Annotated in this window: 20 protein-coding genes; 5 read left to right on the top strand and 15 right to left on the bottom strand. The window is 62.9% G+C overall.

Features of this window, described 5'->3' with window-relative positions; translation table 11 throughout:
- Positions 1 to 2 precede the first annotated feature (2 nt).
- Positions 3 to 1,481 carry an amino acid permease gene (locus ACIOU9_RS10660; protein ID WP_133834084.1) on the top strand — a complete coding sequence of 493 codons (1,479 nt, stop codon included), beginning with the start codon at positions 3 to 5 and terminating at the stop codon, positions 1,479 to 1,481.
- A gap of 74 nt (positions 1,482 to 1,555) precedes the next feature.
- Here the strand turns inward: ACIOU9_RS10660 and ACIOU9_RS10655 are convergent, their stop codons facing one another.
- Positions 1,556 to 4,468 (bottom strand): FAD-binding and (Fe-S)-binding domain-containing protein, encoded by a 2,913-nt coding sequence (locus tag ACIOU9_RS10655; RefSeq protein WP_286172204.1) that lies wholly within the window; start codon positions 4,466 to 4,468, stop codon positions 1,556 to 1,558.
- A gap of 109 nt (positions 4,469 to 4,577) precedes the next feature.
- On the opposite strand from ACIOU9_RS10655, the gene ACIOU9_RS10650 reads away from it, so the two are divergent.
- The gene (locus tag ACIOU9_RS10650) at positions 4,578 to 5,303 is read left to right on the top strand and encodes a GntR family transcriptional regulator (protein ID WP_133834085.1); all 726 of its coding nucleotides are present in this window, start codon (positions 4,578 to 4,580) and stop codon (positions 5,301 to 5,303) included.
- Here the strand turns inward: ACIOU9_RS10650 and ACIOU9_RS10645 are convergent.
- The 3 genes from ACIOU9_RS10645 to ACIOU9_RS10635 form a co-directional block, all read right to left on the bottom strand.
- Positions 5,300 to 5,518 (bottom strand): hypothetical protein, encoded by a 219-nt coding sequence (locus ACIOU9_RS10645; protein WP_208294261.1) that lies wholly within the window; start codon positions 5,516 to 5,518, stop codon positions 5,300 to 5,302. The genes ACIOU9_RS10650 and ACIOU9_RS10645 overlap by 4 nt on opposite strands.
- Before the next feature lie 18 nt (positions 5,519 to 5,536).
- Entirely contained in the window at positions 5,537 to 6,898 is a 1,362-nt protein-coding gene (locus ACIOU9_RS10640; protein ID WP_286172205.1) for a TRAP transporter large permease subunit, read from the bottom strand.
- Between the two features lie 344 nt (positions 6,899 to 7,242).
- Positions 7,243 to 8,019 (bottom strand): hypothetical protein, encoded by a 777-nt coding sequence (locus ACIOU9_RS10635; RefSeq protein ID WP_146112213.1) that lies wholly within the window; start codon positions 8,017 to 8,019, stop codon positions 7,243 to 7,245.
- A gap of 205 nt (positions 8,020 to 8,224) precedes the next feature.
- Here ACIOU9_RS10635 and ACIOU9_RS10630 point away from each other — a divergent pair, with 205 nt between their 5' ends.
- The gene (locus tag ACIOU9_RS10630; protein ID WP_402696870.1) at positions 8,225 to 10,282 is read left to right on the top strand and encodes a S9 family peptidase; all 2,058 of its coding nucleotides are present in this window, start codon (positions 8,225 to 8,227) and stop codon (positions 10,280 to 10,282) included.
- A gap of 31 nt (positions 10,283 to 10,313) precedes the next feature.
- On the opposite strand, the gene ACIOU9_RS10625 is transcribed toward ACIOU9_RS10630, so the two are convergent.
- The 8 genes from ACIOU9_RS10625 to ACIOU9_RS10590 form a co-directional block, all read right to left on the bottom strand.
- Entirely contained in the window at positions 10,314 to 12,890 is a 2,577-nt protein-coding gene (locus ACIOU9_RS10625; protein WP_402696868.1) for a hypothetical protein, read from the bottom strand.
- Positions 12,890 to 14,404, bottom strand: a complete 1,515-nt coding sequence (locus ACIOU9_RS10620) for a hypothetical protein (protein ID WP_402696867.1) — start codon at positions 14,402 to 14,404, stop codon at positions 12,890 to 12,892. The genes ACIOU9_RS10625 and ACIOU9_RS10620 overlap by 1 nt, the downstream gene beginning before the upstream one ends.
- Positions 14,405 to 14,463: 59 nt before the next feature.
- Positions 14,464 to 15,360 (bottom strand): sigma-70 family RNA polymerase sigma factor, encoded by an 897-nt coding sequence (locus tag ACIOU9_RS10615; protein WP_400341286.1) that lies wholly within the window; start codon positions 15,358 to 15,360, stop codon positions 14,464 to 14,466.
- Positions 15,361 to 15,392: 32 nt separating this feature from the next.
- Entirely contained in the window at positions 15,393 to 15,830 is a 438-nt protein-coding gene (locus tag ACIOU9_RS10610; RefSeq protein ID WP_332489305.1) for a carboxymuconolactone decarboxylase family protein, read from the bottom strand.
- Between the two features lie 135 nt (positions 15,831 to 15,965).
- Positions 15,966 to 17,381: a dihydrolipoamide acetyltransferase family protein gene (locus ACIOU9_RS10605; protein ID WP_332489306.1), complete on the bottom strand. Its 1,416-nt coding sequence runs from the start codon at positions 17,379 to 17,381 to the stop codon at positions 15,966 to 15,968.
- 20 nt (positions 17,382 to 17,401) lie between these two features.
- Positions 17,402 to 18,379, bottom strand: a complete 978-nt coding sequence (locus tag ACIOU9_RS10600) for an alpha-ketoacid dehydrogenase subunit beta (protein WP_133834092.1) — start codon at positions 18,377 to 18,379, stop codon at positions 17,402 to 17,404.
- Positions 18,380 to 19,522 carry a pyruvate dehydrogenase (acetyl-transferring) E1 component subunit alpha gene (gene pdhA, locus ACIOU9_RS10595; protein WP_105656216.1) on the bottom strand — a complete coding sequence of 381 codons (1,143 nt, stop codon included), beginning with the start codon at positions 19,520 to 19,522 and terminating at the stop codon, positions 18,380 to 18,382.
- A gap of 127 nt (positions 19,523 to 19,649) precedes the next feature.
- Positions 19,650 to 20,759 carry a histidinol-phosphate transaminase gene (locus ACIOU9_RS10590; protein ID WP_332489307.1) on the bottom strand — a complete coding sequence of 370 codons (1,110 nt, stop codon included), beginning with the start codon at positions 20,757 to 20,759 and terminating at the stop codon, positions 19,650 to 19,652.
- Positions 20,760 to 20,841: 82 nt separating this feature from the next.
- On the opposite strand from ACIOU9_RS10590, the gene ACIOU9_RS10585 reads away from it, so the two are divergent.
- On the top strand, positions 20,842 to 21,228 hold the full coding sequence (locus tag ACIOU9_RS10585; RefSeq protein ID WP_105656214.1) for a phage holin family protein: 387 nt from the start codon (positions 20,842 to 20,844) through the stop codon (positions 21,226 to 21,228).
- Between the two features lie 182 nt (positions 21,229 to 21,410).
- On the opposite strand, the gene ACIOU9_RS10580 is transcribed toward ACIOU9_RS10585, so the two are convergent.
- Both ACIOU9_RS10580 and ACIOU9_RS10575 read right to left on the bottom strand, forming a co-directional pair.
- Positions 21,411 to 22,760 carry a hypothetical protein gene (locus tag ACIOU9_RS10580; protein ID WP_133834094.1) on the bottom strand — a complete coding sequence of 450 codons (1,350 nt, stop codon included), beginning with the start codon at positions 22,758 to 22,760 and terminating at the stop codon, positions 21,411 to 21,413.
- A 2-nt stretch (positions 22,761 to 22,762) separates the two neighbouring features.
- Positions 22,763 to 23,194, bottom strand: a complete 432-nt coding sequence (locus ACIOU9_RS10575; RefSeq protein WP_133834095.1) for a hypothetical protein — start codon at positions 23,192 to 23,194, stop codon at positions 22,763 to 22,765.
- Between ACIOU9_RS10575 and purB the strand changes: the two genes are divergently transcribed.
- Positions 23,175 to 24,584 (top strand): adenylosuccinate lyase, encoded by a 1,410-nt coding sequence (gene purB / locus ACIOU9_RS10570; RefSeq protein WP_332489310.1) that lies wholly within the window; start codon positions 23,175 to 23,177, stop codon positions 24,582 to 24,584. The genes ACIOU9_RS10575 and purB overlap by 20 nt on opposite strands.
- Before the next feature lie 278 nt (positions 24,585 to 24,862).
- On the opposite strand, the gene ACIOU9_RS10565 is transcribed toward purB, so the two are convergent.
- Complete coding sequence (locus tag ACIOU9_RS10565; RefSeq protein WP_402696865.1) at positions 24,863 to 25,282, bottom strand: hypothetical protein; 420 nt, start codon at positions 25,280 to 25,282, stop codon at positions 24,863 to 24,865.
- Positions 25,283 to 25,431 lie beyond the last annotated feature (149 nt).

Genomic DNA, 25,431 nt, shown 5'->3' with positions numbered 1-25,431 from the left:
ATATGGATAATTCCACTCCGCACGCCACCGCGGCGCACGTCCCCGATGCCGCGCTGACGGCCGGCGACAACGATTACCACAAGGGCCTGTCCTCCCGGCAGATGCAGATGATCGCCATTGGCGGCGCCATCGGCACCGGGCTGTTCATGGGTGCCGGCGGCCGGTTGGCCGAAGCCGGACCGGGCATTGTCATCAGCTACGCAGTCTGCGGCTTCTTCGCCTTCCTGATCCTGCGGGCGCTGGGCGAACTGGTCATGCACCGCCCGTCCACCGGTTCCTTCGTGTCCTACGCCCGCGAGTTCTACGGCGAGAAGGCGGCCTTCGCCACCGGCTGGCTGTACTGGCTGAACTGGGTAATGACCGCCATTGTCGATATCACCGCGGTGGCCCTGTACATGGGCTTCTTCGGCAAGTACGTGGGGTGGATCAGCTCGGTGCCCCAGTGGCTCTGGGCGCTGCTGGCGCTGGCCGTGGTGCTGGCCATGAACCTGATCTCGGTCAAGGCCTTCGGCGAGATGGAATTCTGGTTCGCACTGGTCAAGGTCGTGGCTCTGGTGGCCTTCCTGATCATTGGCTGCTACTTCGTCATCTTCGGCACGCCGCTGGCAGGACATGAGGTCGGCTTCTCGCTGCTCAGCTCCAATGGCGGGCTGCTGCCCAATGGCCTGCTGCCGGTGCTGGTGCTGATGCAGGGCGTGGTCTTCTCCTATGCTTCCATCGAGCTGATCGGCACCGCCGCGGGCGAAACGGAGAATCCGGAAAAGGTCATGCCCAAGGCGATCAACACCGTGATCATCCGCATCGCCGTATTCTACGTCGGCTCGCTGGTGCTGCTCTCGCTGTTGCTGCCCTACACCGCGTACAGCGCCGGGGAATCGCCGTTCGTGACCTTCTTCGGATCCATCGGCGTGCAGGGCATGGACGTGGTGATGAACCTGGTGGTGCTCACCGCGGCGCTGTCCTCGCTGAACGCCGGGCTCTACTCCACCGGGCGCATCATGCGCTCCATGTCATTGAACGGCTCGGCGCCGAAATTCGCCGGGCGGATGAACAAGGCCGGGGTTCCCTACGGCGGCATCGTGATCACCGCTGTGGTGGCCGTGTTCGGCGTGGTGCTCAACGCCGTGGTCCCGGCCAAGGCCTTCGAGATCGTGCTGAACTTCGCGGCCATCGGCATCATTGCCTCCTGGGGGATGATCGTGCTGTGCCAGATGGCGCTGGTGAAGTCCGCCAAGCGCGGCGAGCAGCAGCGCCCCGGCTTCCGGATGCCGCTGGCTCCGGTCTCCGGCTGGGTCACCCTGGGCTTCCTGGCCCTGGTGCTGGTGATGATGGCCTTCGATAATCCCATCGGCACCTGGACCATTGCCTCGCTGGTGGTCATCATCCCGTTGATCATCGGCGGCTGGTACTTGTGCCGCGGACGGATCAACGAGATCGCCAAGGCGCGGCTGCACAACGAGCAGCCAACCGGCCAGCGGTAGCAGGATCCCGGAACCGGTCCGGGAGCAGCCTCGTGCTGCTCCCGGGCCGGTTCTTTTTGCGTGCCGGCCGGGCCCTAGCTGGTGATCTTGGCCTTGAGCAGCGCCTGCGCAAGATGCATGCCGCGCACATCCGTGCCCTCGGCGATCTGCGTGCGGCAGGAGAAACCGTCGGCGAGCACCACGTCGTCCTGCGCTCGGTTGCGGATAGCCGGGAAGAGCTCGCGCTCACCCAGCGACCGGGAGAGCTGCGCATGCCCGGGCTCGAATCCCCAGTTGCCAGCCAAGCCGCAGCAACCGGTTTCGATCTCGCGCTCGTCGATGCCGATGCTGCGCAGCACAGCCGAGGAATTCCCGTGGTCGCCCTGCGAACGCTCATGGCAATGGACCTGCGAGACTGCACCGACGTTCAGCTGCCCGAATGGCCAGCTGGCATTGGGCTGGCCGTCCTGCGGAACATGCTTGGCGATCAAATCCGCAAACGGCACGACGGCGGCCGACAGCGCGGCCGCGCGCGGATCCTCGGGAACCAGCTCGGTGATCTCGTGGCCGAGCATCACCGTGCACGAAGGTTCCAGCCCGATCACCGGGTAGCCCGCATTGACCAGCGGTTCCATGACATCCAGCGTGTGCTTGATGACCTTGCGCGCGGTATCCAGCTGGCCGGTTGAATGCCACGTCAGGCCGCAGCAGACGAATCCCTCGGGAATGATCACCCGGTAGCCCAGGGTTTCGAGCACTTCAACTGCTGCCTGGCCCGGTCCGGTATCGAGGTGGTTGTTGAAGGAGTCCGGCCACAGCACCACGGTGCCCTGCTTAGCTTCGGCCGCCGTTCCGTTCCGCTTGGCTGCCCAGCGCTGCAGGGACATGGCTGAGAACGTGATCATCTTGCGCGTCGGTTCAATGCCTCCAAGCTTCTTGACAAGCCGCTGCACGGCTTCGACGCGCATCACCGCGTTGGCCAGGGAAGCCAAGCCAGGCACCTGGTGCATCCAGTGGGTGAGCTTTGGCAGCCATCCCATGGTGTAGTGCGCCATCGGGCGGATGCGGCCCTCGTAGAACTTGTGCAGGAACTCCGACTTGTACGTTGCCATGTCCACATTAACCGGGCATTCGGAGGCGCAGGCCTTGCAGGAGAGGCAGAGGTCCAGGGCATCCTTCACCTCTTCGGATTTGTACGCTTCGGGCAGGGTGCTGCCGCGGAACATCTCGGAGAGCACTCGGGCACGGCCGCGCGTGGAGTTCACCTCATCGTGGGTGCCTTGGAAGGAGGGGCACATGGCTCCCTCGTCCGAACGGCACAATCCCACGCCCACGCAGCGGTTCACTGCGTTGACCAGAGAGCCCTTGTCGCGCGAGAGCGCATGCACCGGAGTCAGCTCGAAGCTGCGCTGCCCGGGTCCGGGCCGCAGCGAATCGTCAATGCGCTCGGGATTGACCAGCACTCCCGGGTTGAACAGGCCCTCGGGGTCGAAGACCGCCTTGAAGCTGCCGAAAGCCTGCATCATCTTCTGGCTGTACATGCGGTTGAGCAGTTCCGAGCGTGCCCGGCCATCTCCGTGCTCGCCGGAGAGCGAGCCGCCGTGCTTGGCCACGGTGTCGGCGGCCCGCTCCATGAACTGGCGGAAGATCGCGACGCCTTCGTCGGTGCCCAAGTCGAAGGAGATGCGCACGTGGACGCAGCCCTCTCCGAAGTGGCCGAATGGGATGCCGCGCAGTCCATGGGTTTCCATCAGCGCGTACAGATCCCGCAGGTAGCCGGCAAGGTTTTCCGGCGGGACCGCTGAATCCTCCCAGGATGGCCAGGCTTCGCCGCCATCTGGCAGGCGGGTGACGATGCCGGCGGATGCTTCGCGGATCTTCCATAGCGTACGGGCCTCGGCATGGTCCGTGACGACAACCGCATCGATAGCGGCTCCTGACTGTGCGGCGTAGGCTGACTGCACCAGCTCATCGGCGATGCTTCGCGCTTGTTCAATGGTTTGGCCAGCCGTTTCGCAGAAGAGCCAGCCGCCAGCCTTGGCTACGCCACCGCGGTTGGCTGTGCCCATTCCCGGCAGGTTGGATCCGGCCTTTTCCTGCCCGGGGCGGCTTCGCAGCGCGTCGAGCAGATCGCCGCCCATGCCTTCCGCGGTGGCCAGGCCGGGCCGGCGCAGGGACGAGGCCGCAGCCGCGGCATCGAAAACCGTTTCAAAGGCCAGGACGGCCAGTGCGGTGTGCTTCGGCTTCTCGACAAGACGCACTACCAGCTCGGTGATCACCCCGCAGGTGCCTTCGGAGCCGGCCAGCGCCTTGGCGACATTGAACCCGTTTTCCGGCAGCAGGTAGTGCATGCCGTAGCCCGATACCTGGCGCGCGAAGCGGCCGAGTTCGGTGCGCAGTTCTTTGAGGTTCGCATCGCGAAGGGCCTTGAGCTTTCCGTCAAGCTCCTCGCTGCTGGTTCCGTCGCTGTTGATCGCGACCACAGTGCCGTCGCCCAGCATGACCTTCATGGAAACGACGTTGTCCGCGGCGGTGCCCCAAGCCAGCGAGTGCGAGCCGCAAGCGTTGTTGGCCACCATGCCGCCTACGGTGCAGCGGCTATGGGTCGACGGGTCGGGCCCGTAGGTCAGCCCGTATTCAGCAGCCGCATCGCGCAGCTGGTCGCAGATGACTCCCGGCTGGATGCGTGCGGTTCTCGCCTCGGGATCAATTTCGAGGATCTTGTTGAAATAGCGCGAGGTATCCAGCACGAGCCCCTCGCCGATGGCGTTGCCCGCGACCGAGGTCCCTCCGCCGCGCGAGGTGATCGATAGCCCCTCGGCCTTGGCATACTCAATGCTCAGGGCAATGTCGTTCTCGTCGCGGACTTCGAGCACGGCCTGCGGCACCCGGCGGAAAATCGAGGCGTCCGAGATATATGCAGCCCGGGTGGTCAGATCGGTCCGTAGCCGTTCCCGCATCTCGATGGCCTCGGGGGTCAAGGTCTGGATACTCGACTGAGCTGACATGGTGGCGCGCCTCTCGTTGATTAGTTCAACCAGAGTAACATGTTACATGCTGTCTAGTTTCCCGATTACGTGAAATCTTTCCGGAAGGTTTCAATGAGAGAATCAGTTCATGACCTCCGATCCCCAAGTCCCCGCCCAGCATGGACGCACATTGACCGAACAGGTGATGGATTACGTCCGTTCAGCAGTCATCTCTGGGGAACTCAAGACCGACACCCTCTACAGCGTGTACCAGCTGGCTGACCGCCTGAAGATTTCCCGTTCGCCGGTGCGCGACGGCCTGTTGCGCCTCGAGGAAGCAGGATTGGTGGAATTCGCGCGCAATCGCGGTTTCCGCATCATCCCGACCCAGCCCAAGGATGTCGCAGAAATTTTCTCGCTTCGGCTGGCCTTGGAGGTTCCCGCCGCATTCCGGGCTGCACAGGCCTGCACCCCGCAGATCGCAGCGCAGCTCGATGAGATCGTTGCCGGCTTGGCTCGTTGCGCCGCAGGCGATCTGACCGAAGAGTTCTTTGATTTGGACCAGCAGCTGCACGACTTCATCCTCGAGGTCGCGCAATCCAACCGCGGGCGCAATATCGTGAACCGCCTTCGTGTCGCCACGCGGCTGCTCGGCGTTTCCACAGCGGGCAAGCAGCGTACGCTGGGCGACATCATGGCCGAGCATGAGCCGATTATCACCGCGATCTCCAGTGGCAACGCCCCAGCGGCGGCGCTTGCCATGCGCCAGCACCTGGTCGCTACCGGAAAGCTATTGCTCGCACAAGCAGTTCAGGGCCAAGGCTTGGACCTTGACCCTGAAAACTTGTGGACAGAACTGACAGCTGGCTACTAGTCCTGCTCTTCTTCCTTGTATTCCCTTGAGTACTGCAGCACGAAGGCGCACAGAGCACACGCTGTCGCGAAGCTGAAGGTCCACGGGTACAAGACCTGCTTGGCCCCGGTGACCATGTCGCCATTCAGCGACAGCACTCCGGCCAGCTGCGTGCCGACGATCGCAGTGCCGCCGATCATGAACAGCGCCAAGAAGAACAGAAACAGAATTTTCATGATTCGCATGTTTTTCTCCTACGAAATCGGAATCGGCAGCCAGCCCATGCCGACAAGCCAGGCAATGCCGATCATCGGCAGCACGAAGTAGCCCAGCAATGGCATGAACATCTTGGTCGGATTGGTTTCGGCGAAGCCGGCGGCCAGGTAGATCGGCGCGCCAACCGGAGGAGAGGAACCTTCGGTCGAGGTGCACAGCAGCACTGTCACCACGGCGATCACTGGATCGATGCCCACGCTGGTCAGCGCCATCACGGCCGGAGCGCCCACGGCCGCTGCAGTTGCAGTCGAGGACAGCGGGGTGGCTACAACGACAGCCATGACACAGACGATTGCGACAATCGCTGCCTTTGGCATATCCAGTGAACCGAGGAAATCGGAAAGTTGCGGGCCGACGCCGAGTGCCTCCATGATGTTCGAAGCGCTCAGCGCCGCGAACAGTGAAACGCCAACGGTGGCGAACTGCGGCAGCTCACGATTCAAGATCACCTTGAACTTCGAATCCGGTGCGAAGAACCGCTTTCGCCCCTCGATCAAAGCGATCGCAGAGATGAGAATCGGAACCCAAACAATTATCGAGATCGATCCCATCGAGTCCTTGCCCACCAGCTCCGGGCGGGATAGGAATTCAAACAGCGGGCCGAAGGTCAGCGCAACAGGTATCGCGATACCGAGGAAGATCAGCAACGAGCGCCATCCTTCGAGCAGCGCTTGCCCCAACGTCGCCATGCCATCCCGATTCGCTGCGGGAATGCCGTCGACACGAGCCCAAGTGAACACCAGGATCATGCGGTAGAGCACGCAATAAGCACCGCCGATGGCCAGGGCAACATATACGTCGCCAGCAGAAATGCCAGCAGCAGCCGGCATCGCCAAGAGGATGAACATCGTGCTATTTGGGGGCAGGGCGACACCCAGCCCGGAATTGCCTGCTACCAGCGTTGCCGCGCGATTGGCCGACCAGCCGTTTTCCTTCATCCACGGAATGGTCACCGATCCAACCGTAGCCGTATTGCCTGCCGTCGACCCTGCAACCAGCCCGATTGCGGCCGAGCCCAAGGTCGACACGTAGGCCGATCCGCCACGCACCCGCCCGAACATCGAGTTCAGGATGTGGATCAGTCGCTCGATCAGGCCCGTCGCCGAGACGATCACTCCCATGAACACAAAGGCCATGCCTGCGAAGGTCACATCGGATTGGAAGCCGTCAATCACGGCTGCACTCAACAACTTCAGCGCATCCGCACCGCCAACCAGAGAACAAGCTATCAGCGCTAGTACAAGCGCCTCTGAAATACGCCGTTTCAGTACGACGTTAACTATGACTGTCACGGCGATGAATACGCCCAGTGCCAGCACGCCCATGTGTGCACCTTTCACGTTATGACTTTGTGTGCTTACACACAGTAGCATGTTACAGGCCACGCAATGTGACATGGACATCTTTTTGCCCTTTGGTTACACACCTCAGCCAAACGCTAACCGCCCTTGCATATTGCGGCAGGGACCCAGCTTGCATCTGCGATTTAGAGAGGTGGCACTGCAAGACTTGCTTCGCCTGATGCATAAACCGTTGGGGACCCGCATCTTTACTTGGACTGCCGAACCCGCGTCCAGCCCATTTCCGCGGGCTCCGGCTTTTTGAGCAACAGGAAAGGCAGCAGTAACCACGGTGGTTCCACGGTTTCCACTGCCTTCCTTGGATCCGCCCGGTCTAACCAGGCCTAGCCCTTGACCGGCTGCACGCTGAGCAGGATTTCGCGCACCAACGCGTATTCCTGGGTATCCAGGAACTGCTGCGCCTGCTGCTTCACCGGGTCATCCGGGACGCCGTGGTCTTCCAGATAGTCCTCTTCGACCCACATCATCGGCGACTGCTCGCCGACCTTGAAGAAGTTCAGATCCGGGTTCTCATTGCGCTGGGCGAGCACTTGGTCATCGACCAGGGCAATATCGAACCCGGAATCCTTCTCGCCATCTTCCTGGCTGGTCGATTCCCAGAACTCGGCAATGAGGCTGGCGGGATGGAAGCCGGTGCCAGCTCCGGGGTCCGGCAGCTCTTCGCGGTCCAGTAGCTCCCGCTCGTACAGCGACATGTCCCCATCCGGCGAGGTTGCCGTGGTGGGGATCAGCGTGAGCACATGCTTGCCCTGCGCGTCCTTGATCTCCCATTCATCCCATTCGGTGCATTCACCCTCGCAGTCATCCCCGGTGGCGGTCCACTGCTCCGGGGTCATGAACTGGACGCTATGCACTTCATGCTCTTGGCTCAGCTCGGGCGCCGCCGTGCTTGGCACATCCGGGCTTTCGGCGCCTGGCGATGGGCTGGATTCGGGACTCGAAGCCTCCGGCGAGCTGGCACTTGCCGATGGCGATGCGCCGCTTGGCGCAGGGTTCTGGCTGGGTGTCGAGTCCGGCTGGACTCCCTGGCAGGCAGCCAGCATCAGGGCTGCTGCGCACATCATCGGGAGCGCGCCGAGACGGGTTCTGGCACGGTTCATCTTTTCCAACTCCTTGATCCATGATCCGGTCATGCAGCTGACATCGCGAGCTCCCCCATTGAATTCATCCTCCACTCAATTGCAGGTTTTTCCAATAGCGGCGGCATCACGCCTTGGTTGCAAGTTGTCCCGATCTTGTTGCCGATGCCAGGTAATTTTCGATTTCCGGTAGTGCCCAGCCGCGAACAGTGGCAAGATATGTGAAGTGGAACACTCTAAGCATTCATTTCATAATTTAGATTCATTTATTGGCCTGGGCCGCCTCGGCGGCCTGGCGCTCTCCCCCGACGGCACCAAGCTCGTCACCACCCTCAGTGAGCTTTCCGAGGACGGGACGAAATACGACAGCGCCCTTTGGTCGCTGGATCCCAAAGGCGAAGCACCAGCACGCAGGCTGACGTTCGGCGAGCACGGCGAATCGCAACCGCAGTTCACCGCCAACGGCGACCTGCTCTTCGTGGCCAAGCGCTCGTCGAAGGAAGACGCCAAGGCCGAAGGCTGGATCCTGCCGGTAGCAGGAGGCGAAGCCCGCTCGGTGATTTCCCACCCTGCCGGGGTGCAGTCCTTGCGGATCTGCCAGCAGTCCCCGCAGACCATCGTGCTGCGCACCTCGGCTTTCTCCCGCGCCAAGGACCTGGACGCCGAAGCGGCACTGCGCACCGGCCGCAAGGACAAGAAGGTCTCGGCGATCCTGCACACCGGCTACCCGGTCCGCTACTGGGACGAAGATCTGGGCCCGTCCACCCCGCACTACTACACCGGGTCCCTGCCGGGCCTGCAGGACGCCACCAGTACCCAGCTCACCGACCTCACCCCGGGCATCGGCGCGAATCTGGAGGATACCTCCTACGACGTTGCTTCCAATGGCAGTTTCCTGGTCACCGAATGGCAGGTTCCCGAAGGCCGGGCTTCCTCAGCCCCGGGAGTGATGCGCATCGACCTGCACACCGGCGCCCACGAAATGCTGCTGGCCCCCGACGACACGTACGAATATACGCTGGGCAAGATCAGCCCGGATTCAACCCAGCTGGCCTACGCCCGCTGGGAGCGTTCCACCGCCGATACCGCCCCGGTCTTCGAGTTGTGGCTGATGGATCTGGCCGACGGCGCCACCCACCGGATCGCCGCCGGCTGGGACCGCTGGGTCAATGACCTGCAGTGGGTTCCCAACGGGCGCTCGCTGCTGCTGACCGCCGATGACAACGGCCACGCCCCGGTCTTCCATCTGAGCCTGTACAACGACAAGATCACCCGGCTCACCGATGACGGCGCGTACACCGATCTGGCCATCAGCAGCGACTCGCGTACCGCCTACGCGCTGCGTTCCAGCTACCTGTACCCGGCCGAACCGGTGGCCATCGACCTGGCGCACACCGGGGACCTGGAGCCGGGCGAATTCGCGGCCTTGACCGAACTGCGCTCCCCGGTCTCCCGCCCGGCCCTGCCCGGAACGCTCACCGAGGTGTCAGCCACCGCCGAAGACGGGTCGAGCATCCGCGCCTGGCTGGCCCTGCCCGCCACCGCTTCTGCCGCCGACAAGGCGCCGCTGCTGCTGTGGATCCACGGCGGGCCGCTGGGCTCGTGGAATGCCTGGAGCTGGCGCTGGAGCCCATGGCTGCTGGTGGCCCAGGGCTATGCCGTGCTGCTGCCGGATCCGGCCCTGTCCACCGGCTACGGCCAGGAGTTCATCCAGCGCGGCTGGGGCCGCTGGGGCCAGGAACCGTACACGGACCTGCTGGCCATCACCGATGCCGCCGAGGCGCGGCCGGACATCGATGAAACCCGCACCGCCGCCATGGGCGGCTCCTTCGGCGGCTACATGGCCAACTGGGTGGCTGGGCACACCGACCGCTTCAAGGCCATCGTCACCCATGCCAGCCTGTGGGCGCTGGAAGGCTTCGGCAAGACCACCGACGCCGCGTTCTACTGGACCCGCGAGATGAGCCCCGAAATGCGCGAGCAGAACTCGCCGCATCATTCGGTGGGCAGCATCGTCACCCCGATGCTGGTCATCCACGGCGACAAGGACTACCGGGTGCCCATCGGCGAGGGCCTGCGCCTGTGGTACGAGCTGCTAGCCGATTCGGGGCTGCCCCAGAAGGAAGACGGCAGCACCGAGCACCAGTTCCTGTACTTCCCGGATGAGAACCACTGGGTGCTGTCCCCGCAGCACGCCAAGATCTGGTACCAGGTAGTCACCGAGTTCCTCTCCCAGAAGGTGCTGGGCAACGCGCCGCAGGAACTGCCCGAGCTGCTGGGCTAGAACCGCGCAGTGCCGGACTGCCGGGGCGGAGTCATTTCTGCCCCGGCAGTTCCACTGGCGCTGGAGCATCTCCCCCGGCACCGCGGCTGGCCAGCACCAGCGCCTTGGCCCGCCGCGCCACGTCGGCATCGCGTTCGCCCAGCAGCGCTACCAGCCGGGCCAGATGCGCCGTGCGCTGGGCATAGCCGGCGGCAAGGCGCTGGCCCAGGGTCATCGAGGATAACTCCTGGGCTTCGCGCCACGCCATCATCAGGGCACGCTCGAACAATCGCTGCCCGGCCTCGTCCGCATTCGGGGCCGCGATCGCGCCGAGCACGGCCACCGCATTGATCTGCGAATCCTCCAAGCCCATGGCCAGCTCCTCCAGCTGCCGGCGCGAATGCTGGACGGACCGCGCGCCGCGGGAGAACCGGGTCAGCTGCGAGGTCGCCCCGAGCAGGTACTGGAGGACCTGGACCACGTTGACCACCGTGAAGAACAGCATGAACACGAGCATCCAGTACAGCAGCGAGGTGCTGTAGTCCGGCTGCTCGTACCCGGCCTGCTTGAGCACCACGGCGAAGTCTTCGGCCGCGCTGGCAGCTTCCATGGCCGGATAGTTCGACTCGTAGATGCTTCCATGCTCCCACCCGCCGGTCGTGCCCCAGGAGGCGGTGCCGCTGATGACTGCCCCCGAGATCAGCCCGGGGACGATTCCCTTGCCCTCGTCGGTGATCAGCAGCGGGATGATCGTCAGGTCCTCGGGCAGCTCGCCGTTGGCCGGATCCGCGCGATCGGAGTATTCGTCCTTGATCCGCAAGATCGCTGTGCGCACGCTCTCGGGCGTCGAATCACGGTATTCCGAGCCGTCGAAGTGCTTGAGTTCCAGGTAAGCTTCGGCATCGCGCACCGCAACCAGGATCTGCTGCGGAGTGTCGAAGTCCTCTTCCATGTACCGGCGGATCTCGGCTTCGTCAACCAGCTTTCCCTGGTCATCGATGTCAAGTTCCATCCCCCGCCCGGACCCCTCATAGGTGCGCCCGGGCTCGCTGGCTACCGAGGACACGATGACCCCCGCGGCGATCAGGCTGCCCAGCAGCAAGGCAGAGAGCAGGCCGGCCGTCCACGCCCGGCGCAGCTTGGGCGGTTCATCGCCCTCGGCGCCGACGGTGCCGGCGAACTTGGCCAGCGCGCGCCGCCAAGCACCGGGCTCGCGCGGCATGCCGTCTGCCTCCTGATCGGCCTGAAGCGTATCGCCGAGAATCCCGCGGGCCAGCGAGTTCGCCGTGGCGATCTGCGCCAGCGCACCCTGCTTGGATACCGGAGGCAAGCCCAGGCTGGAGCGCAGCTCATTGTGCTGGGCGCCGATCTGGGGCACCGGCTGCTGCAGGCCCCGCGGATACCGGCGCAGCCGGGCAGCGATCTTCCCGGCGAGCTTCGCCAGCCGCCGTTCGGCCTCGGCCCAGCGCTCGATGGCGGTGCGCTGGCTGGTATCGCCATGGGCGGCATTGAGCAGTTCGCCGAGGGCACTGCGGAAATCCGCCAGGTCCTTGCCGGCCACCATGGTGCCCGGGGCGGTGTCCAGCCGGATCAGCAGCGCCGTGGCCGCATCGTTGATCGGGCTGCTGAGCTTGTCGAAGGTGGATCCGTTGCCAGCCAGGTGCGCATGCACCGAGCCGGCGCCCATCAGCGAGTCGGCCAGTTCCGTCAGCTTGCGCGTGTCGGCCTCGAAGGCCGCCAGCTGCTGCCCGGTGCTCTGTTCCAGGCATTCGGCCCGGGTGAACAGCGAGCGCACCAAGGGCGCTTCGCGGCGGGCGGCATCCAGGGACAGGGATTCGAGCTGCCGCCACGCCTTGGTGAAGCCGGCAGGACGGCGCGATTGCTCGGTGGCCTGGTAGGTGGCTTCCAGTGCTTCGAGGTCTAGGAGCACGCGGGCCAGCTTGCGCTGCGCCGCGGCCAGCCGCCGGTGGCGCGATGCCCACCGCGAGCGGTAGCGCAGGGCGCTGGCCAGGAACGCGGCGGTGAGCATGGCGCTCGCACCCACGGCCGCGAACCAGAAGATCGCCGAGCTGCTGGGCGAATTGTCCAGCAGCACGGCGGCAGTATGCGCGGCGGCCACCGCCGCCTTGGGCCCATGGCCTACCGAAACGTTCTTGGTGAAGGCGTGCTCGATGTCGAAGCGCAGGTCGGTATGCGCGTCGTCGGATGCTGCAAGGCTGCGGTCCAGGCCCACCCCGGCGAAGCGCTGTTCAGCGTCGCTTAGCCCGGGATCCCTGTTCTCCATCCTGGTCGAGACGATGATCTGGTTTTCCGGCACCTGCCCGCGCAGCAGTTCATCACCCGTGAGCCAGCGGTCGGTGATGACCAGTTCCAGCGGGGCCGTGGCACGCACCGGGTGCCGGGCCAGCTCGGCGTCCACCGTCTGCTGGGTGATGTTGAAGCCGTTATCGCCGCGGACCACCACCTGGACCTCGTAGGGGTCCGGGACGTTGGCTGCCTGCACGGCCAGCACCGCGCGCACGCCCAGCGCGGTGGTCACCAGCGCCATGATGATGGCGGCGATGGCGGTCCAATGGAAGGGGCGGTGCAACCGCCGCCCGGTGGAATCGTGCATCAAGCGGGCCGGCATCAGCGGGTCCCGCTTCCTGGCGCGAAATTCCGGAGCACCCCGATGGGATCGTCCTCCATCGGATCGGTTTTCCGCTGCGCGCTTTCCATCGACTCGCCCAGGCCGTGGGGAATCTTCAGCCTCGCCTGGCCGGCTTGGGCCAGTGCATCGTGCAAGACGCCATCGAGTTCGTCGCGCAGTTCCCACAGCCTGTCCAGGATCCCCGGGGCCGTATCCGCGCCGCTACTCCTGCGGCTCAGGCGGGTGTGCAGCAGCTGCAGCTCATCGGTATGCGTGATGATCACGGTGCGCGCGGCCTGCGCGCAAGCCAGTTGCCCGGCACCGGGAAGATCGAGGAACAGCGCCAGGTCCTCCAGCCGTGCACGGTGGTATTCGAAAATCCGGTTCCAGGACTCGCGCGAATCCCGTGGCCGTGCCGTGAAGGCATGGGCCAGCTGCACCGCGCCGCGCAGCAGCGAGAGCTCGTGCTCGCGGTCGCGCAGCTGGGCCAGCTGCGCTTCGGAGACCTGCTGTGGCTGCGGGGAATCCGGGTCCGTGTCCAGTGCGCGCAAGGCGCCTGGCTGGGAGCCGGCCCGTTGCCTTTCAAGTTCTGCCATCACCTGCGCCAAGCGGCTCTCCTGCGGCAGGCCGGGATTGGGCACCGGATGGCGGCCCAGGTAAATGCTTGCTCGCTGGATCCGTGATTCGAGCAGCTCGGCCTCCTTGTTGCGATCGGCGGCGGCTGCCTGCCGGGCCTTGCGGCGCTTGGCACGCCAGGCCCATGCGAGCAGGAATGCAATGGCCGCGGCGAGCGCGCCCACGGCGATCACCTTGGCCAGTGTCCGGTCAGGCGGTGCCTGCAGCTGCTGCGTGGTGGCCAGCGCGACGGCGGTGATCCCCGCGGTGTAATCCCCGGCGGCGAACTCTCCCTGCCCTGCCTCCAGGATCCGCTGCTGGCTTCCCGGTGCGGTTTCGCGCACGTCGCGCCCGGGATCCACGGCGATTTCCACCGGATCCCCGGCTTTCTCGGGAAGCATCACGCCGATGGCGATCCAGCCTTCCCCGACATAGCCCAGGGTCTTTCCGTTCTCCAGCCAGTCATCGCTCAGCGCGTCGCTGTCGCCGAACATCAGCATCCCGCGCACCAGCTGCCCGGCGCCCTTGAGGTTGTTGGGTTCTTGGTCCACCCCGAGCAGGATCTTCGCATCTTGTTCGCCCACGGCCTGCCGGACCTGGTCCATGATGCTTTCCGAATCCACCTCATCGAGTGCCGCGTCGGTGACCGCCAGATAGAAGTTCCCCTCTTGGGAGCTCACCGAAGGAATGCGGACGGTGCCTTCGTCTTCGGAATCCCCGCCGGGTGTCGCCGAGGGGTAGACCGGTGCCGGCGATGGCGCCTCTAATTGGGCGGCTTGCGCGCTTGTCAAGGACGGGATGCTGCCCGCGCCGAGGCCAAGTCCGAGGCAGACCGCGAGCATGCTTGCCAGCAGGGCCCTGCGTGGTACCGGCGGTCCGAGGCGGCGGGGACGAGTCATGGAAACTACTGTATCAACAGGGGTTCGACTAATCTGGCTTCACGTGGAACAGCACGCATCTACCCGGTCAGCGGATCCCACCTGCTCCCCACCTGCCAGAGCTTGTCCGGATTCGAAACCTGCAAGATCGTTCGGATGGATCCCTCGGCCACTTCGATCGCGACCACGTCCTGCCGGTCCGCCAGCCTGAAGAGCAACGCAGGCTCCCCATTGACTCGGCCCATGAAGACGGTTCGCCCGGGATTCTTCCGCTCCACGCCCATCAGGAAGCGGGCGATGCGATGCGCTCCGATCACCGGGTTCAACGCGGCCCTGACCTTGCCGCCGCCATCGGAGTAGAGCACCGCGTCCTCGGCCAGCAAGCTGACCAGTTCCCCGGCATCAGCCGCGCGGATGGCCTCAACGATCTTCGAGAGCAGGGCTGACAATTGACCCGATTCCCTGCTTGGCGCCCGGGCCTGCCCGAGTTTCCGGCTGGCCCGGCTCAGCAGCTGCCGTGCCGCCGCAGGCGAGATCTCCAGAACCTCGGCAATGCGCACCGAGGTATACCCCAGCGCATGGTGCAGAACGTAGGCTGCTCGGGATGGGGCCGAGAGTTCTTCGAGCAGGAAGAGCACGCCCAGGCGCAGCATCGACGCGGTGACGGCTGCATCCTCTGGAAGCTCCTGCTGGTCCACCGGCTCGGGTAGCCATGAACCGGCATACTCTGTCCGCTGGTGCTGCGCCGAGCGCAGGACGTCAATGGCCCGGCGCGTGGTCAGCGTGGTGAGGTACGCCGGCCAATTGCGCACCTGCTGCGCGGCCGCTGGATCGAGCTTGAGCAGATTCTCGCCCACTTCGCTGACGACGTCTTCGGCCTGCGCCCAGGCTCCGAGCATGTTGTAGGCCAGGACCGTCAGCCGGCGCCGCTGCGAGTTCCACTGCCCGAGTGCGGCAGATTCCCTTGGTTCTTCCACGCGCCTGATTCTACCTGCGGGTCCTGGCACTATCAGCGCACCGGGGGTTCGAGCTGGGTGGTGATAGCGATGCGGTTCCAGACATTGATCGTGGCGATGGCCAGGATCAGGTTGCCCACCTCTTCTTCGCTGAATTCTTCAGCGGCGCTGTTCCACACCTCGTCACTCACCCCGTGCTGCGGGTCCAGCCGGGTGACCGCGTCGGTCAACCGCAGTGCGGCACGTTCGGCATCGCTGAATAATGGCGAATCGTTGTAGGCGGCCACGGCAAAGAGCTTCGCGGCGGAAATCCCCATCTCCAGTGCGTCATGGGAGTGCATGTCGGTGCAGAAGGAGCAGCCGTTGATGATCGAGGCGCGCAGCTTAACCAGTTCGTATAGTTCCTTGGGCAGCGATTGGCCGGCATAGGCTTCCAGTCCCAGTACCGCGGCGTAGCCCTTCTTGTGGGTCTTGCCCAAATTCATGCGCATGCTTTGCTCCAGTTTCTTCGTCGTTTCCCGGGCAGTGTGCTGCCCTTCAAAAGTACGTCGGATCCGGAGCTTAAACTGTGACACCCCAAGGAAAACTTTTTCAGGAGTTTTCCTTGGGGTGTCCGCCTCAGTCGCCTAGTCCAGCAGCATCGCCGGTTCCTGAAGGATCGACGCCACGTCGGCCATGAAGCGGGCCGAGAGGTCGCCATCCACCACGCGGTGGTCGAAGGAGCCGCCCAGGGTGGTGATCCAGCGCGGGACCACTTCGCCGTCGATGACCCATGGCTTCTGGCGGATCGTGCCGAATGCAACGATGGCTACTTCGCCCGGGTTGATGATCGGGGTACCCGTGTCGATTCCCAGCGCACCGATGTTGGTGATGCTCAGCGAGCCGTCGCGCATGTCCTCTGGACGGGTCTTGCCGGCACGAGCGGTGGTGGCCAGATCATTCAGGGCGATGGCCAGTTCCTTCATGTTCAGGTTCTGGGCGTCCTTGATATTCGGCACCAGCAGGCCACGCGGGGTGGCTGCGGCGATGCCCAGGTTCATGAAGCGCTTCTGGTGGATCTCGGCGCCGTTTGCGGTCTCCACCCAGCTGGCGTTCACGGAAGGGTTGCGGGCCGCCGCCCAGATTACGGCACGGGCTAGCACCAGCAGCGGCGAGACCTTGATGCCCTCGAAGTCGCGGGACTTCTTCAGGCGCTGCACGTATTCCATGGTGCGGCTGGCATCCACGTCCACGAAGATCGAGACATGCGGTGCGGTGAAGGCCGAGTCGACCATGGCCTTGGCGGTGGCTTTGCGCACGCCGCGCACCGGGGTGCGTTCCACGCGGGCATCGGCCAGCTGGCCGTGGGCCCAGTAGGTCGGTGCCGCTGCGTGCTCGGCTTCGCGCTGGGCCTGGTAGCTGTTGACGTCCTCGCGGGTGATCTCGCCCTGGTTGCCGGTGCCCACCACATCGTTGATGTCGATGCCCAGCTCCTTGGCCAGCCGGCGTACCGGCGGCTTGGCCAGCACGCGGTCCACGAAGCTCGCCACCGCAGGCTTGCGGCGATCCACTTCGCGGGTCACCGCGGTGCCCAGGGACTGCGCGCGGCGCGAGATGGTCTCGGCCAACGCGGATCCGGAGGCGCGCACCGCTGCGGTACGCGCACCGGCCGCCGAAGGAGCGGGGCGGGTGGTGCGTGCCCGGCGCACCGAGGCATCAGCGGTGGGGCCCGATCCGACTAGCGGGCCGGGTTCCTCCGAGGCCTGCGGTGCGGCGGTGCTCAGGGCTTCGGCTGCTTCGGGCACGCCGGTTGGAGGTGCCGCGTTGCCTTCTTCATCGATGGTGATCAGCGGGTTGTCCACGAGTACGGTATCGCCCTCGGCCGCGTGCAATGCGGTGACCACCCCGGCGAAGGGGCAGGGCAGCTCGACCAGCGACTTCGCGGTTTCGATTTCCACGAAAATCTGGTTGACCTCAACGGTGTCGCCCACCTTGACCTTCCAGGAGGCGATATCCGCTTCGGTCAGGCCTTCGCCCACATCGGGGAGATTAAAGACTGTCATTACTACTCCTTGGATTCCGCTTAGTAAGCGAAAGACCGGTCGAGGGCTTCAAGCAACTTGTCGATGTCCGGCAGGTACTGGGACTCCACCTTGGAAATCGGGTAAGGCATGTGGAATCCGCCCACGCGCAGCACTGGGGCTTCCAGCGAGAGGAAGGCGCGCTCGGTGATGCGGGCCGCGATTTCGCCGCCCAGGCCGCCGAAGGTCGGCGCTTCGTGGGTGACAATCAGCCGGCCGGTCTTCTGCACCGATTCGGTAATGGTGTCGAAATCAATCGGCGACAGCGAGCGCAGGTCGATGACCTCGATGGACCGGCCATCTTCCAGCGCGGCATCAGCGGCAGCCAGGGCGATCGGCACCAGCGGGCCGTAGGCGACGATGGTCGCGTCGGTGCCCGGGCGGACCACCTGCGCCTTGAAGGCATCCAGCGCCGGGGTTTCGGTATCGACCTCGCCCTTGAGCCAGTAGCGGCGCTTGGGCTCGAAGAAGATCACCGGGTCCTGGCAGCTGGCTGCCTGCTGGATCATCCAGTAGGCGTCATGCGCGTTGGACGGGGTGATGATGCGCAGGCCCGCGGTGTGGGCGAACAGCGCCTCCGGGGATTCGGAGTGGTGCTCGATGGAGCCGATGCCGCCGCCGTAAGGGATGCGGATGACTACAGGCGTGGTCAGACGCCCCTCGGAGCGGGCGTGCATCTTGGCCAACTGGGTGGTGATCTGGCTGAAAGCAGGGAAGACGAAGCCGTCGAACTGGATTTCCACCAGCGGGCTGAAACCGCGCAGGGCCATGCCCACGGCGGTGCCGACGATGCCGGCCTCGCCCAGCGGCGAGTCGATGACGCGGTGCTCGCCATACTTGTCGATCAGCCCGTCGGTGATGCGGTAGACGCCACCGAGGCGCCCGATGTCCTCGCCCATCAGCAGGGACTTGCCATTGGACTCCAGCACCTTGTCCAGGCCGCTGGTAATGGCCTTGGCCAGGGTCATTGTGGTGGTCATTTAGTGCTCTCCCTCAGCCGCATCGGCGAATCCTGCTTCGTATTCCAGATGCCAGGCCAGTTCTTCCTGGATCAGTGGATGCGCTTCGGCGTAGACCTGCTCGAAGGACTTGGCCAGCGGCGGGACAGGGAAGGCCATGGCGTCTTCGCGGACCTTGGCAGCCATCGCATCAGCGTCGGCGGCCAGCTGCTCGAAGTAGGCGTCGTCAACCAGGTTGTTCTCGCGCAGGTAGGTTTCCAGGCGGATCAGCGGGTCCTTCGGGGCCCACTGGGCCTCTTCTTCGCTCATGCGGTATTTGGTTGGATCATCGGCGGTGGTATGCGCGCCGAGGCGGTAGGTGACGGCCTCGATGAGGACCGGGCCCTTGCCGCTGCGTGCGTGTTCCAGCGCCCAGCGAGTGACCGCCAGAACGGCCAGCACGTCGTTGCCATCCACGCGCACTCCCGGCATGCCGTAGCCTGCGGCGCGGTTGACCAGCGGCACCTTGGACTGGACCTCGAAAGGAACGGAGATCGCCCACTGGTTGTTCTGGCAGAAGTAGACCACCGGTGCGTTGAAGGAGCTGGCGAAGACCATGGACTCATGGGTTTCGCCCTCGGTGGAGGAGCCATCGCCGAAGTAGGCGACTACGGCGTTGCCCTCCTTGGCGCGACGGGCTTCATCCCAGCCGCGCTGTTCCATGTTCAAAGCCATTGCATAACCGGCGGCATGCGGCATCTGCGCGGCAAGCACCATGGTGTACATGTGGAAGTTGTTTTCCCGGGGATCCCAGCCGCCTCCGGAGATGCCGCGGAACAGGCGCAGCATTTCGGAGAAGGACACATCGCGGGTCAGTGCCACACCGTGCTCGCGGTAGGTGGGGAAGATGTAGTCGCTACGGCGGGTGGCACGGCCGGAACCGATCTGCGCCGCTTCCTGCCCGCGCAGCGGAACCCAGAGGCACAACTGGCCCTGGCGCTGCAATGCTGTGGCCTCTTGGTCGAATCGACGGGTCAATGCCATGTCGCGGTAGAAGCCGCGAAGCATGTCATCATCAACGTCACCCAGATACGCATCGTACGTTCCATGGGACTGACGCTGGCCGTCCGGAGTCAGGATCTGAATCAGATCCGGCTCCGTCGCCTCGGTCGCAGCACGCGTCATTTATCATCCTTCGGTCATAAATATGCCCCACACGGAATACATTCCGCATGGGACATATACGGCTTGTCTAATTTCTAAGCCTATAGGCACTGACCGCTAAAACGCGAGAAATCAGCACCAGTTGCCCCTATGCCAGGTCTAGTGATTCCTTGCACAGTTCAATAAAACGATCGTTTGCTTCAACTTCGCCGATGGAGACGCGCACTCCTTCGTTCGAGAAGCCGCGCACCGACAGCGCCACGGCGTTTGCCCGCTCGACGAACTCATCGGTATTTTCGCCCAGCGGAAGCCAGACGAAGTTCGCCTGGGTGGAAGGAATCTTCCAGCCCTGCCCGGACAGGGCCGAGGCAACTCGTTCGCGTTCCATGACCAAGCCCTCAACGCGCTCAAGCACCTGGTCGATGTGGGCCAGCGAAGCGACCGCGGCATCCTCGGCCACGCTGGAGACGGCAAACGGGGTGGCCACTACGCGGATGTTATCGGTGATCTCCGGGTGAGCCACCGAGTAGCCCACCCTGAGATTCGCCAGGCCGTGAGCCTTCGAGAAAGTGCGCAGGAGAACCACATTTTCGTTCTCGTTGTAGGTATGGATGCCATCCACCGATTTCTCGTCGCGGACGAACTCGGTGTAGGCCTCATCCAGGACAACCAGCACGTTCTTCGGAACCCGTGCCAGGAAGTCATCGACTTCGGCCTGGCTGAGTACCGGACCGGTGGGGTTATTCGGTGTGCACAGCAAGATGACTGAAGTATTCTCGTTCACCGCTGCGATCATGGATTCCAGATCGTGGCGCCCGTCTTCCAGCAACGGGATTTCAACGGGCAGCGCACCGGCAGTCTGCACGAGGATTGGGTAGGCCTCGAAGGAACGCCACGCATAGATGACTTCATCCTGGATGCCGTCTTCGTTCTGGCCCGCGAAGGCGTTCAGGATCTGCACCAACGCGCCAAGGGAACCGGCCCCGGTCACGATGTCTTCCGCAGGAACGTCCAAGTACTCGGAAAGTGCTTCGCGCAGCTTGGTCGATAGCGGATCAGGGTAGCGATTCAGGCTGGACTGCTCCACGACCGCCCGATGCACAGCGTCCAAGGGACCGAAGGGAATTTCATTCGATGACAGCTTGTAAGCTCTCGCGCCTTCAATAGGGGCAGGCGGCTTGCCCGCAGCGTATTTGGGCAAACGTGCAACTACAGAGCGTGGCTGCACCTGATCTTGGGTCACCGGGTTCTCAGTCATACCTCAAAGCCTAGCCCTCACTAAGGGTTTAGCGATATCTCCGGTTCATCCTAATCCCAGATTTCTATGCCAAAGTTAAGGCATGAGCTTTCTGATTCGAGTCATCGTCAATGCGCTTGCCCTCGCCGCCGCCGTCTGGATTGTGCCCGGCCTCAAGATCGTCGCGGCCGGCGAAGGTGCAGTAAGCACGGTCATCGCCTATTTGGCGGTTGGCGCAATCTTCGGATTGGTCAACGCCTTGGTCCGTCCGATCGTCAAGCTGTTCTCCTTGCCAATCACCTGCCTCACCTTGGGCTTGTTCACTATCGTGATTAACGCCCTGATGCTCCTGCTGACTTCATGGCTGACGACCTTCACCCCGATTGAACTGGTCATCGAGCAGTTCTGGTGGGATGCCATCGCCGGCACGATTATCATCTCCATCGTCTCTGCGGTCCTCGGATTGTTCGTCAAGAGCGAGAACGAGTAAGCGGTATTCGACGCAGTACAAGAAGAGGACGGCATCCGACAGGTGCCGTCCTCTTTCGTTAATATCCGATTCGCCGCCCCCGATCAGCGTCCCATCTTATGCCCTGATCCACAGCACCATTCATCAGCACGGTGATACCCGGTGATGCTGATCCGGCCGGCTGGTTGCAGTTCTTGAGCGCTTTAGTGGCGTGGTGCCATGTGCTTGAGCCGCTCCTTGTCTTCTTCCTTCAAGGGCGGACGTTCTTTTTGCTTGCGCTCCAGCTTGAACATGCGGATTTTCAGCGGGGATTCGGGAAGGTAGAACTGCTTCAGATGCTCTCTGATTTCCAGTTTCGGGTCCTCATCGAGTTCCAGGAGGTGGTCACCGTAATTCTTGAGATGATGCGACGGGCCAAAGAGCCCGTCTTCGGGCAAGATGTCCTGCATGTGCTCGCGCGGACCTGGGAAAGTGGTGGTGTAATGCTCGCCCTTGCGGGGATTGGGTCCGCCATCGGTGCCGGGCACCATATCTTTTCGGTCTTCTACGGATAGGCTGCGGATATCCTCTGGCAGATCAATAGTGCCGATGGGAGAACCAAGGGTCAGCAACTTGTTCAGCTTGTACTTGCGCTTCAAGAACTTGTTCTTCGTCAGCTGGGCTACGTGAATGCCTCCTTGCGAGTAGCCGGAGAGGATTACTTCATCGCCCTCTTTCGCTCCGCTGAGCCTTAATGCTTCATCGAGCGGTTCCACAAAATTCTCGGATTCCACCCCGAAGCCGTCAGCGATGCCTTCCGGGCCAAAAGGCGAAGGAACTTCGGCGTCATCCTGCGTCCCCGGAAAGAGCGCGATATAAGTATCATCGTCAGCTTCGACGATCATGATCTTTCCGTTGTTCTCCGTGCCTTCGCCCTCCAGCTTTTCGTGCAGCTGGAAATAGCTTCTCATCTTGCCATCCAGTTCAACCGTCTGAGCTGGATCTTGCCCTGCGAGCTCTATTTCGGTATTCCGGTTTGACCCCAGCAGCCGCATAATCCGCGACAGCGACTTGGCGGTACCTTCGATTTGCTCGGTCAAGGTCATATTCGGCGCCAAGGGCCAGTGCGGGATGTAGGACATCAGCAAGCGCAAAAAGGTCTCCATGCTTTCCCTCGGCGGACGCCAGCCGTTATCGCGGGTCTTGGATATGAAGTCCCCGACCAGTACTGCGCTGGTGCTTACGAGCATCATCCGTTCAACTGCGGCTTCGGCAACCTCATAATTCCGCATGGCCGCAGAGACCTTTCCGGTAAGTTCGAACGCTGTGATTTCGCCTTCCCTGGCCTGCTGATAGCTGTCTCTGATCAAATCGCCTAGATGCCCGATACCATAGCCCCTGGCTTCAATGCCTGCCGCCATGCACTGCAGATTCAGGTCCCCCTGGCAATTGTCCGCAGCCTGCGCGGCCCTGAGTAAAGCGTCGGATATGCCATTGATGTCGCGAGCAACCCGCTGGCAGATTTCCCCTGCCTGGGCGTAATCCGGCTCGTTGTAATTGACTTCATATCCCATGGCTACGAGGCCATTCTCTGGTTCATGATTTGCGCTTCGAGGTTTTGGATCTCACGCATGGCAACCCCCAAGTACTCTTCAGCGTTGTTCAGCTCGCCATTGAGCATTTCCAGTCGCTGGCTCAGCTCCTCAACATTGTCTAGAAACGCCTTGCCAGCCTTTGAATTCCAAGTCAATGCCCGGATTGAACCCAACTGTGCGATGGCGAACTTAGTGGTTTTCTGGGCGTCATCGAGCTGACTTGCCACCGTCAGCAGCGTCGCTTGAAACATCATTTCCTTGCTCCGCATCCTTGAGAATTTGTCCACCATCATGGACAGCAGCAATGGGGCACCAGCACGTTTGGCGACCGGTTGTGGAAACAGCAGTGAAGTAAAAGATGTGATGTAGCGCCGAGGATGGAAGAATATGAGTATGGCTGAGATTGCGCGCACTTCCCTTGCTAATGAACCACTGGCTTTGACTGCCCTCGACGGACGCTACCGCAGCGCCGTGGCACCGCTGGTCGACTACCTTTCCGAAGCGGCTTTGAACCGCGATCGCGTTCACGTTGAAGTTGAATGGCTGATCCACTTGACCGATAACTCCGTTCTTCCAGGCACCTCCCCGCTTTCTGCGGAACAGAAGGCAGCACTGCGCAAGATCGTCACCGATTTCAACGCTGATTCCGTGAAGGAACTGGCAGAGATCGAAGCTGTCACCGTTCACGATGTGAAGGCTGTCGAGTACTACATCGCTAACCGCCTGGAAGCGATCGGCATTGGCAACCTCAAGCCGCTGGTGCATTTCGGTTGCACCTCTGAAGACATCAACAATCTGTCCTACGCTCTGGGCGTCCAGGGTGGCGTGCAGCAGGTATGGCTGCCGGCAGCCCGCGACCTGGTGGCACAGCTGGCCAAGATGGCCGAGGACTCCCGCGACGTGCCGATGCTCTCGCGCACCCACGGCCAGCCAGCCACCCCAACCACCCTGGGCAAGGAACTGGCAGTTCTGGCGTGGCGCCTGACCCGCCAGCTGGACCGCGTCGAGAAGACCGAGTACCTGGGCAAGATCAACGGCGCTACCGGCACCTATGCTGCCCACTACGCTTCGGTCCCTACCGCTGACTGGCAGCAGATCTCCAAGGGTTTCGTTGAGCACCTGGGCCTGACCTGGAACCCGCTGACCACCCAGATCGAATCCCACGACTGGCAGGCAGAGGTCTACGCAGACATTGCACGCTTCAACAGCATTCTGCACAACCTGTGCACCGATGTCTGGAGCTACATCTCCATCGGCTACTTCGCGCAGATCCCAGTGGCCGGCGCCACCGGATCCTCGACCATGCCGCACAAGGTCAACCCGATCCGCTTCGAGAACGCAGAAGCCAACCTGGAGATCTCCAACGGCCTGCTGAACACCCTGGGTTCCACCCTGGTCACCAGCCGCTGGCAGCGCGACCTGACCGACTCCTCCTCGCAGCGCAACATCGGTACCGCCATCGGCCACTCGGTGCTGGCAATCTCCAACGTTGCCAAGGGCTTGGATCGACTGTCTGTCGCCGAAGCCGTGCTGGCTGACGACTTGGACCACAACTGGGAGGTCCTTGCAGAGGCCATCCAGATGGTCATGCGCGCCGAGGCTATCGCCGGTGTCGAAGGCATGGACAACCCCTACGAGCGCCTGAAGGACCTGACCCGCGGCCACCGCGTGGATGCGGCCCGCCTGAAGGAATTCGTTGGCGAGCTGGGCCTGTCGGCTGAAGCCGAAACCCGCCTGCAGTCGCTGACCCCGGGCAGCTACAACGGCATCGCTTCGCAGCTGGTTGACCACCTGAAGAAATGACGTCCATTTAGCCGAAATTGCGTAAATAGAAGCGCCGTTGCCCCGGTAAGGTCTGGGTGCAACGGCGCTTCTGTCGTAATGCATGTCGGGCATGCTGGCTCAGAACTGCTTGCGTTCGATCAGTGCGCTTTCGATTTCGTGAAACCGACAGCGGACCGCTCCGCTTCTAGCTACGTGCTGAGCCGCAGACCACTACAGCCCCGGGCGTTTTGCAGGATTCTCAACCGCTTGAAATAACGGTTAGCGGCATCGGCGATGGAGCTCCGGTACGCGGAGATTCAGAACTGCGTAGCTCGTGCCTCGAATGCAAGGGGTATGCCGCGTTTTTCGAATTGGTCCAGCATTTGCTCATAAAGGGTCCGGTACTCTATGGCAGGGTAATGGCGAAGCGAAACCCGAACGTATGTCGTTCCATCCTTGGAGTTTCCAATGGGGCCATCCACGGAATCATCAACATAAATTTCCAATGACCGGTTCAGATCGGCTCGGTCCCAAAGGACTTGGACTTTCGCATTATTTACATGCTCGATACCTGTCACCGAGGTAATCGAATCCCAGTTGATCTTGCGACCGCCCCGAACGGTCAGGCCGCTGGCTTTGAATCTCAGGTCGATCGCCTCGTTGCCCTTGCGTGCCGCGCCTTTTAGTGCGGTGACAAGTGCGACGACTCCGAAAATAGCAAGAATGGCTCCGATCACGGTCGGAATTCCTTGCAAAACAATCTGGGATAGATAACTTGATGTCGAGGGTAAATCATTCGCGATTAGATAGATTCCCACGATGCACAGAATCCCGCCCAACAGCATTAGGGAAAACCCCTTATCGATTCTTGGATATAGATGCAAGG

The organism is Glutamicibacter sp. NPDC087583, assembly GCF_044743685.1.
Classification (GTDB): Bacteria; Actinomycetota; Actinomycetes; order Actinomycetales; family Micrococcaceae; genus Glutamicibacter.
Note: the sequence above shows the minus strand (reverse complement) of the source record. Positions and strands in the feature narration are given on the sequence as shown.

Coding starts and splice junctions, on each gene's coding strand:
- ACIOU9_RS10660 (WP_133834084.1), top strand. CDS start 3: ATGGATAATTCCACTCCGCACGCCACCGCGGCGCACGTCCCCGATGCC.
- ACIOU9_RS10585 (WP_105656214.1), top strand. CDS start 20,842: ATGAGCTTTCTGATTCGAGTCATCGTCAATGCGCTTGCCCTCGCCGCC.
- ACIOU9_RS10590 (WP_332489307.1), bottom strand. CDS start 20,759: ATGACTGAGAACCCGGTGACCCAAGATCAGGTGCAGCCACGCTCTGTA.
- ACIOU9_RS10620 (WP_402696867.1), bottom strand. CDS start 14,404: ATGACTCGTCCCCGCCGCCTCGGACCGCCGGTACCACGCAGGGCCCTG.
- ACIOU9_RS10635 (WP_146112213.1), bottom strand. CDS start 8,019: ATGAACCGTGCCAGAACCCGTCTCGGCGCGCTCCCGATGATGTGCGCA.
- ACIOU9_RS10580 (WP_133834094.1), bottom strand. CDS start 22,760: ATGGGATATGAAGTCAATTACAACGAGCCGGATTACGCCCAGGCAGGG.
- ACIOU9_RS10600 (WP_133834092.1), bottom strand. CDS start 18,379: ATGACCACCACAATGACCCTGGCCAAGGCCATTACCAGCGGCCTGGAC.
- purB (WP_332489310.1), top strand. CDS start 23,175: ATGGCTGAGATTGCGCGCACTTCCCTTGCTAATGAACCACTGGCTTTG.
- ACIOU9_RS10655 (WP_286172204.1), bottom strand. CDS start 4,468: ATGTCAGCTCAGTCGAGTATCCAGACCTTGACCCCCGAGGCCATCGAG.
- ACIOU9_RS10610 (WP_332489305.1), bottom strand. CDS start 15,830: ATGCGCATGAATTTGGGCAAGACCCACAAGAAGGGCTACGCCGCGGTA.
- ACIOU9_RS10625 (WP_402696868.1), bottom strand. CDS start 12,890: ATGCCGGCCCGCTTGATGCACGATTCCACCGGGCGGCGGTTGCACCGC.
- ACIOU9_RS10645 (WP_208294261.1), bottom strand. CDS start 5,518: ATGAAAATTCTGTTTCTGTTCTTCTTGGCGCTGTTCATGATCGGCGGC.
- pdhA (WP_105656216.1), bottom strand. CDS start 19,522: ATGACGCGTGCTGCGACCGAGGCGACGGAGCCGGATCTGATTCAGATC.
- ACIOU9_RS10650 (WP_133834085.1), top strand. CDS start 4,578: ATGACCTCCGATCCCCAAGTCCCCGCCCAGCATGGACGCACATTGACC.
- ACIOU9_RS10605 (WP_332489306.1), bottom strand. CDS start 17,381: ATGACAGTCTTTAATCTCCCCGATGTGGGCGAAGGCCTGACCGAAGCG.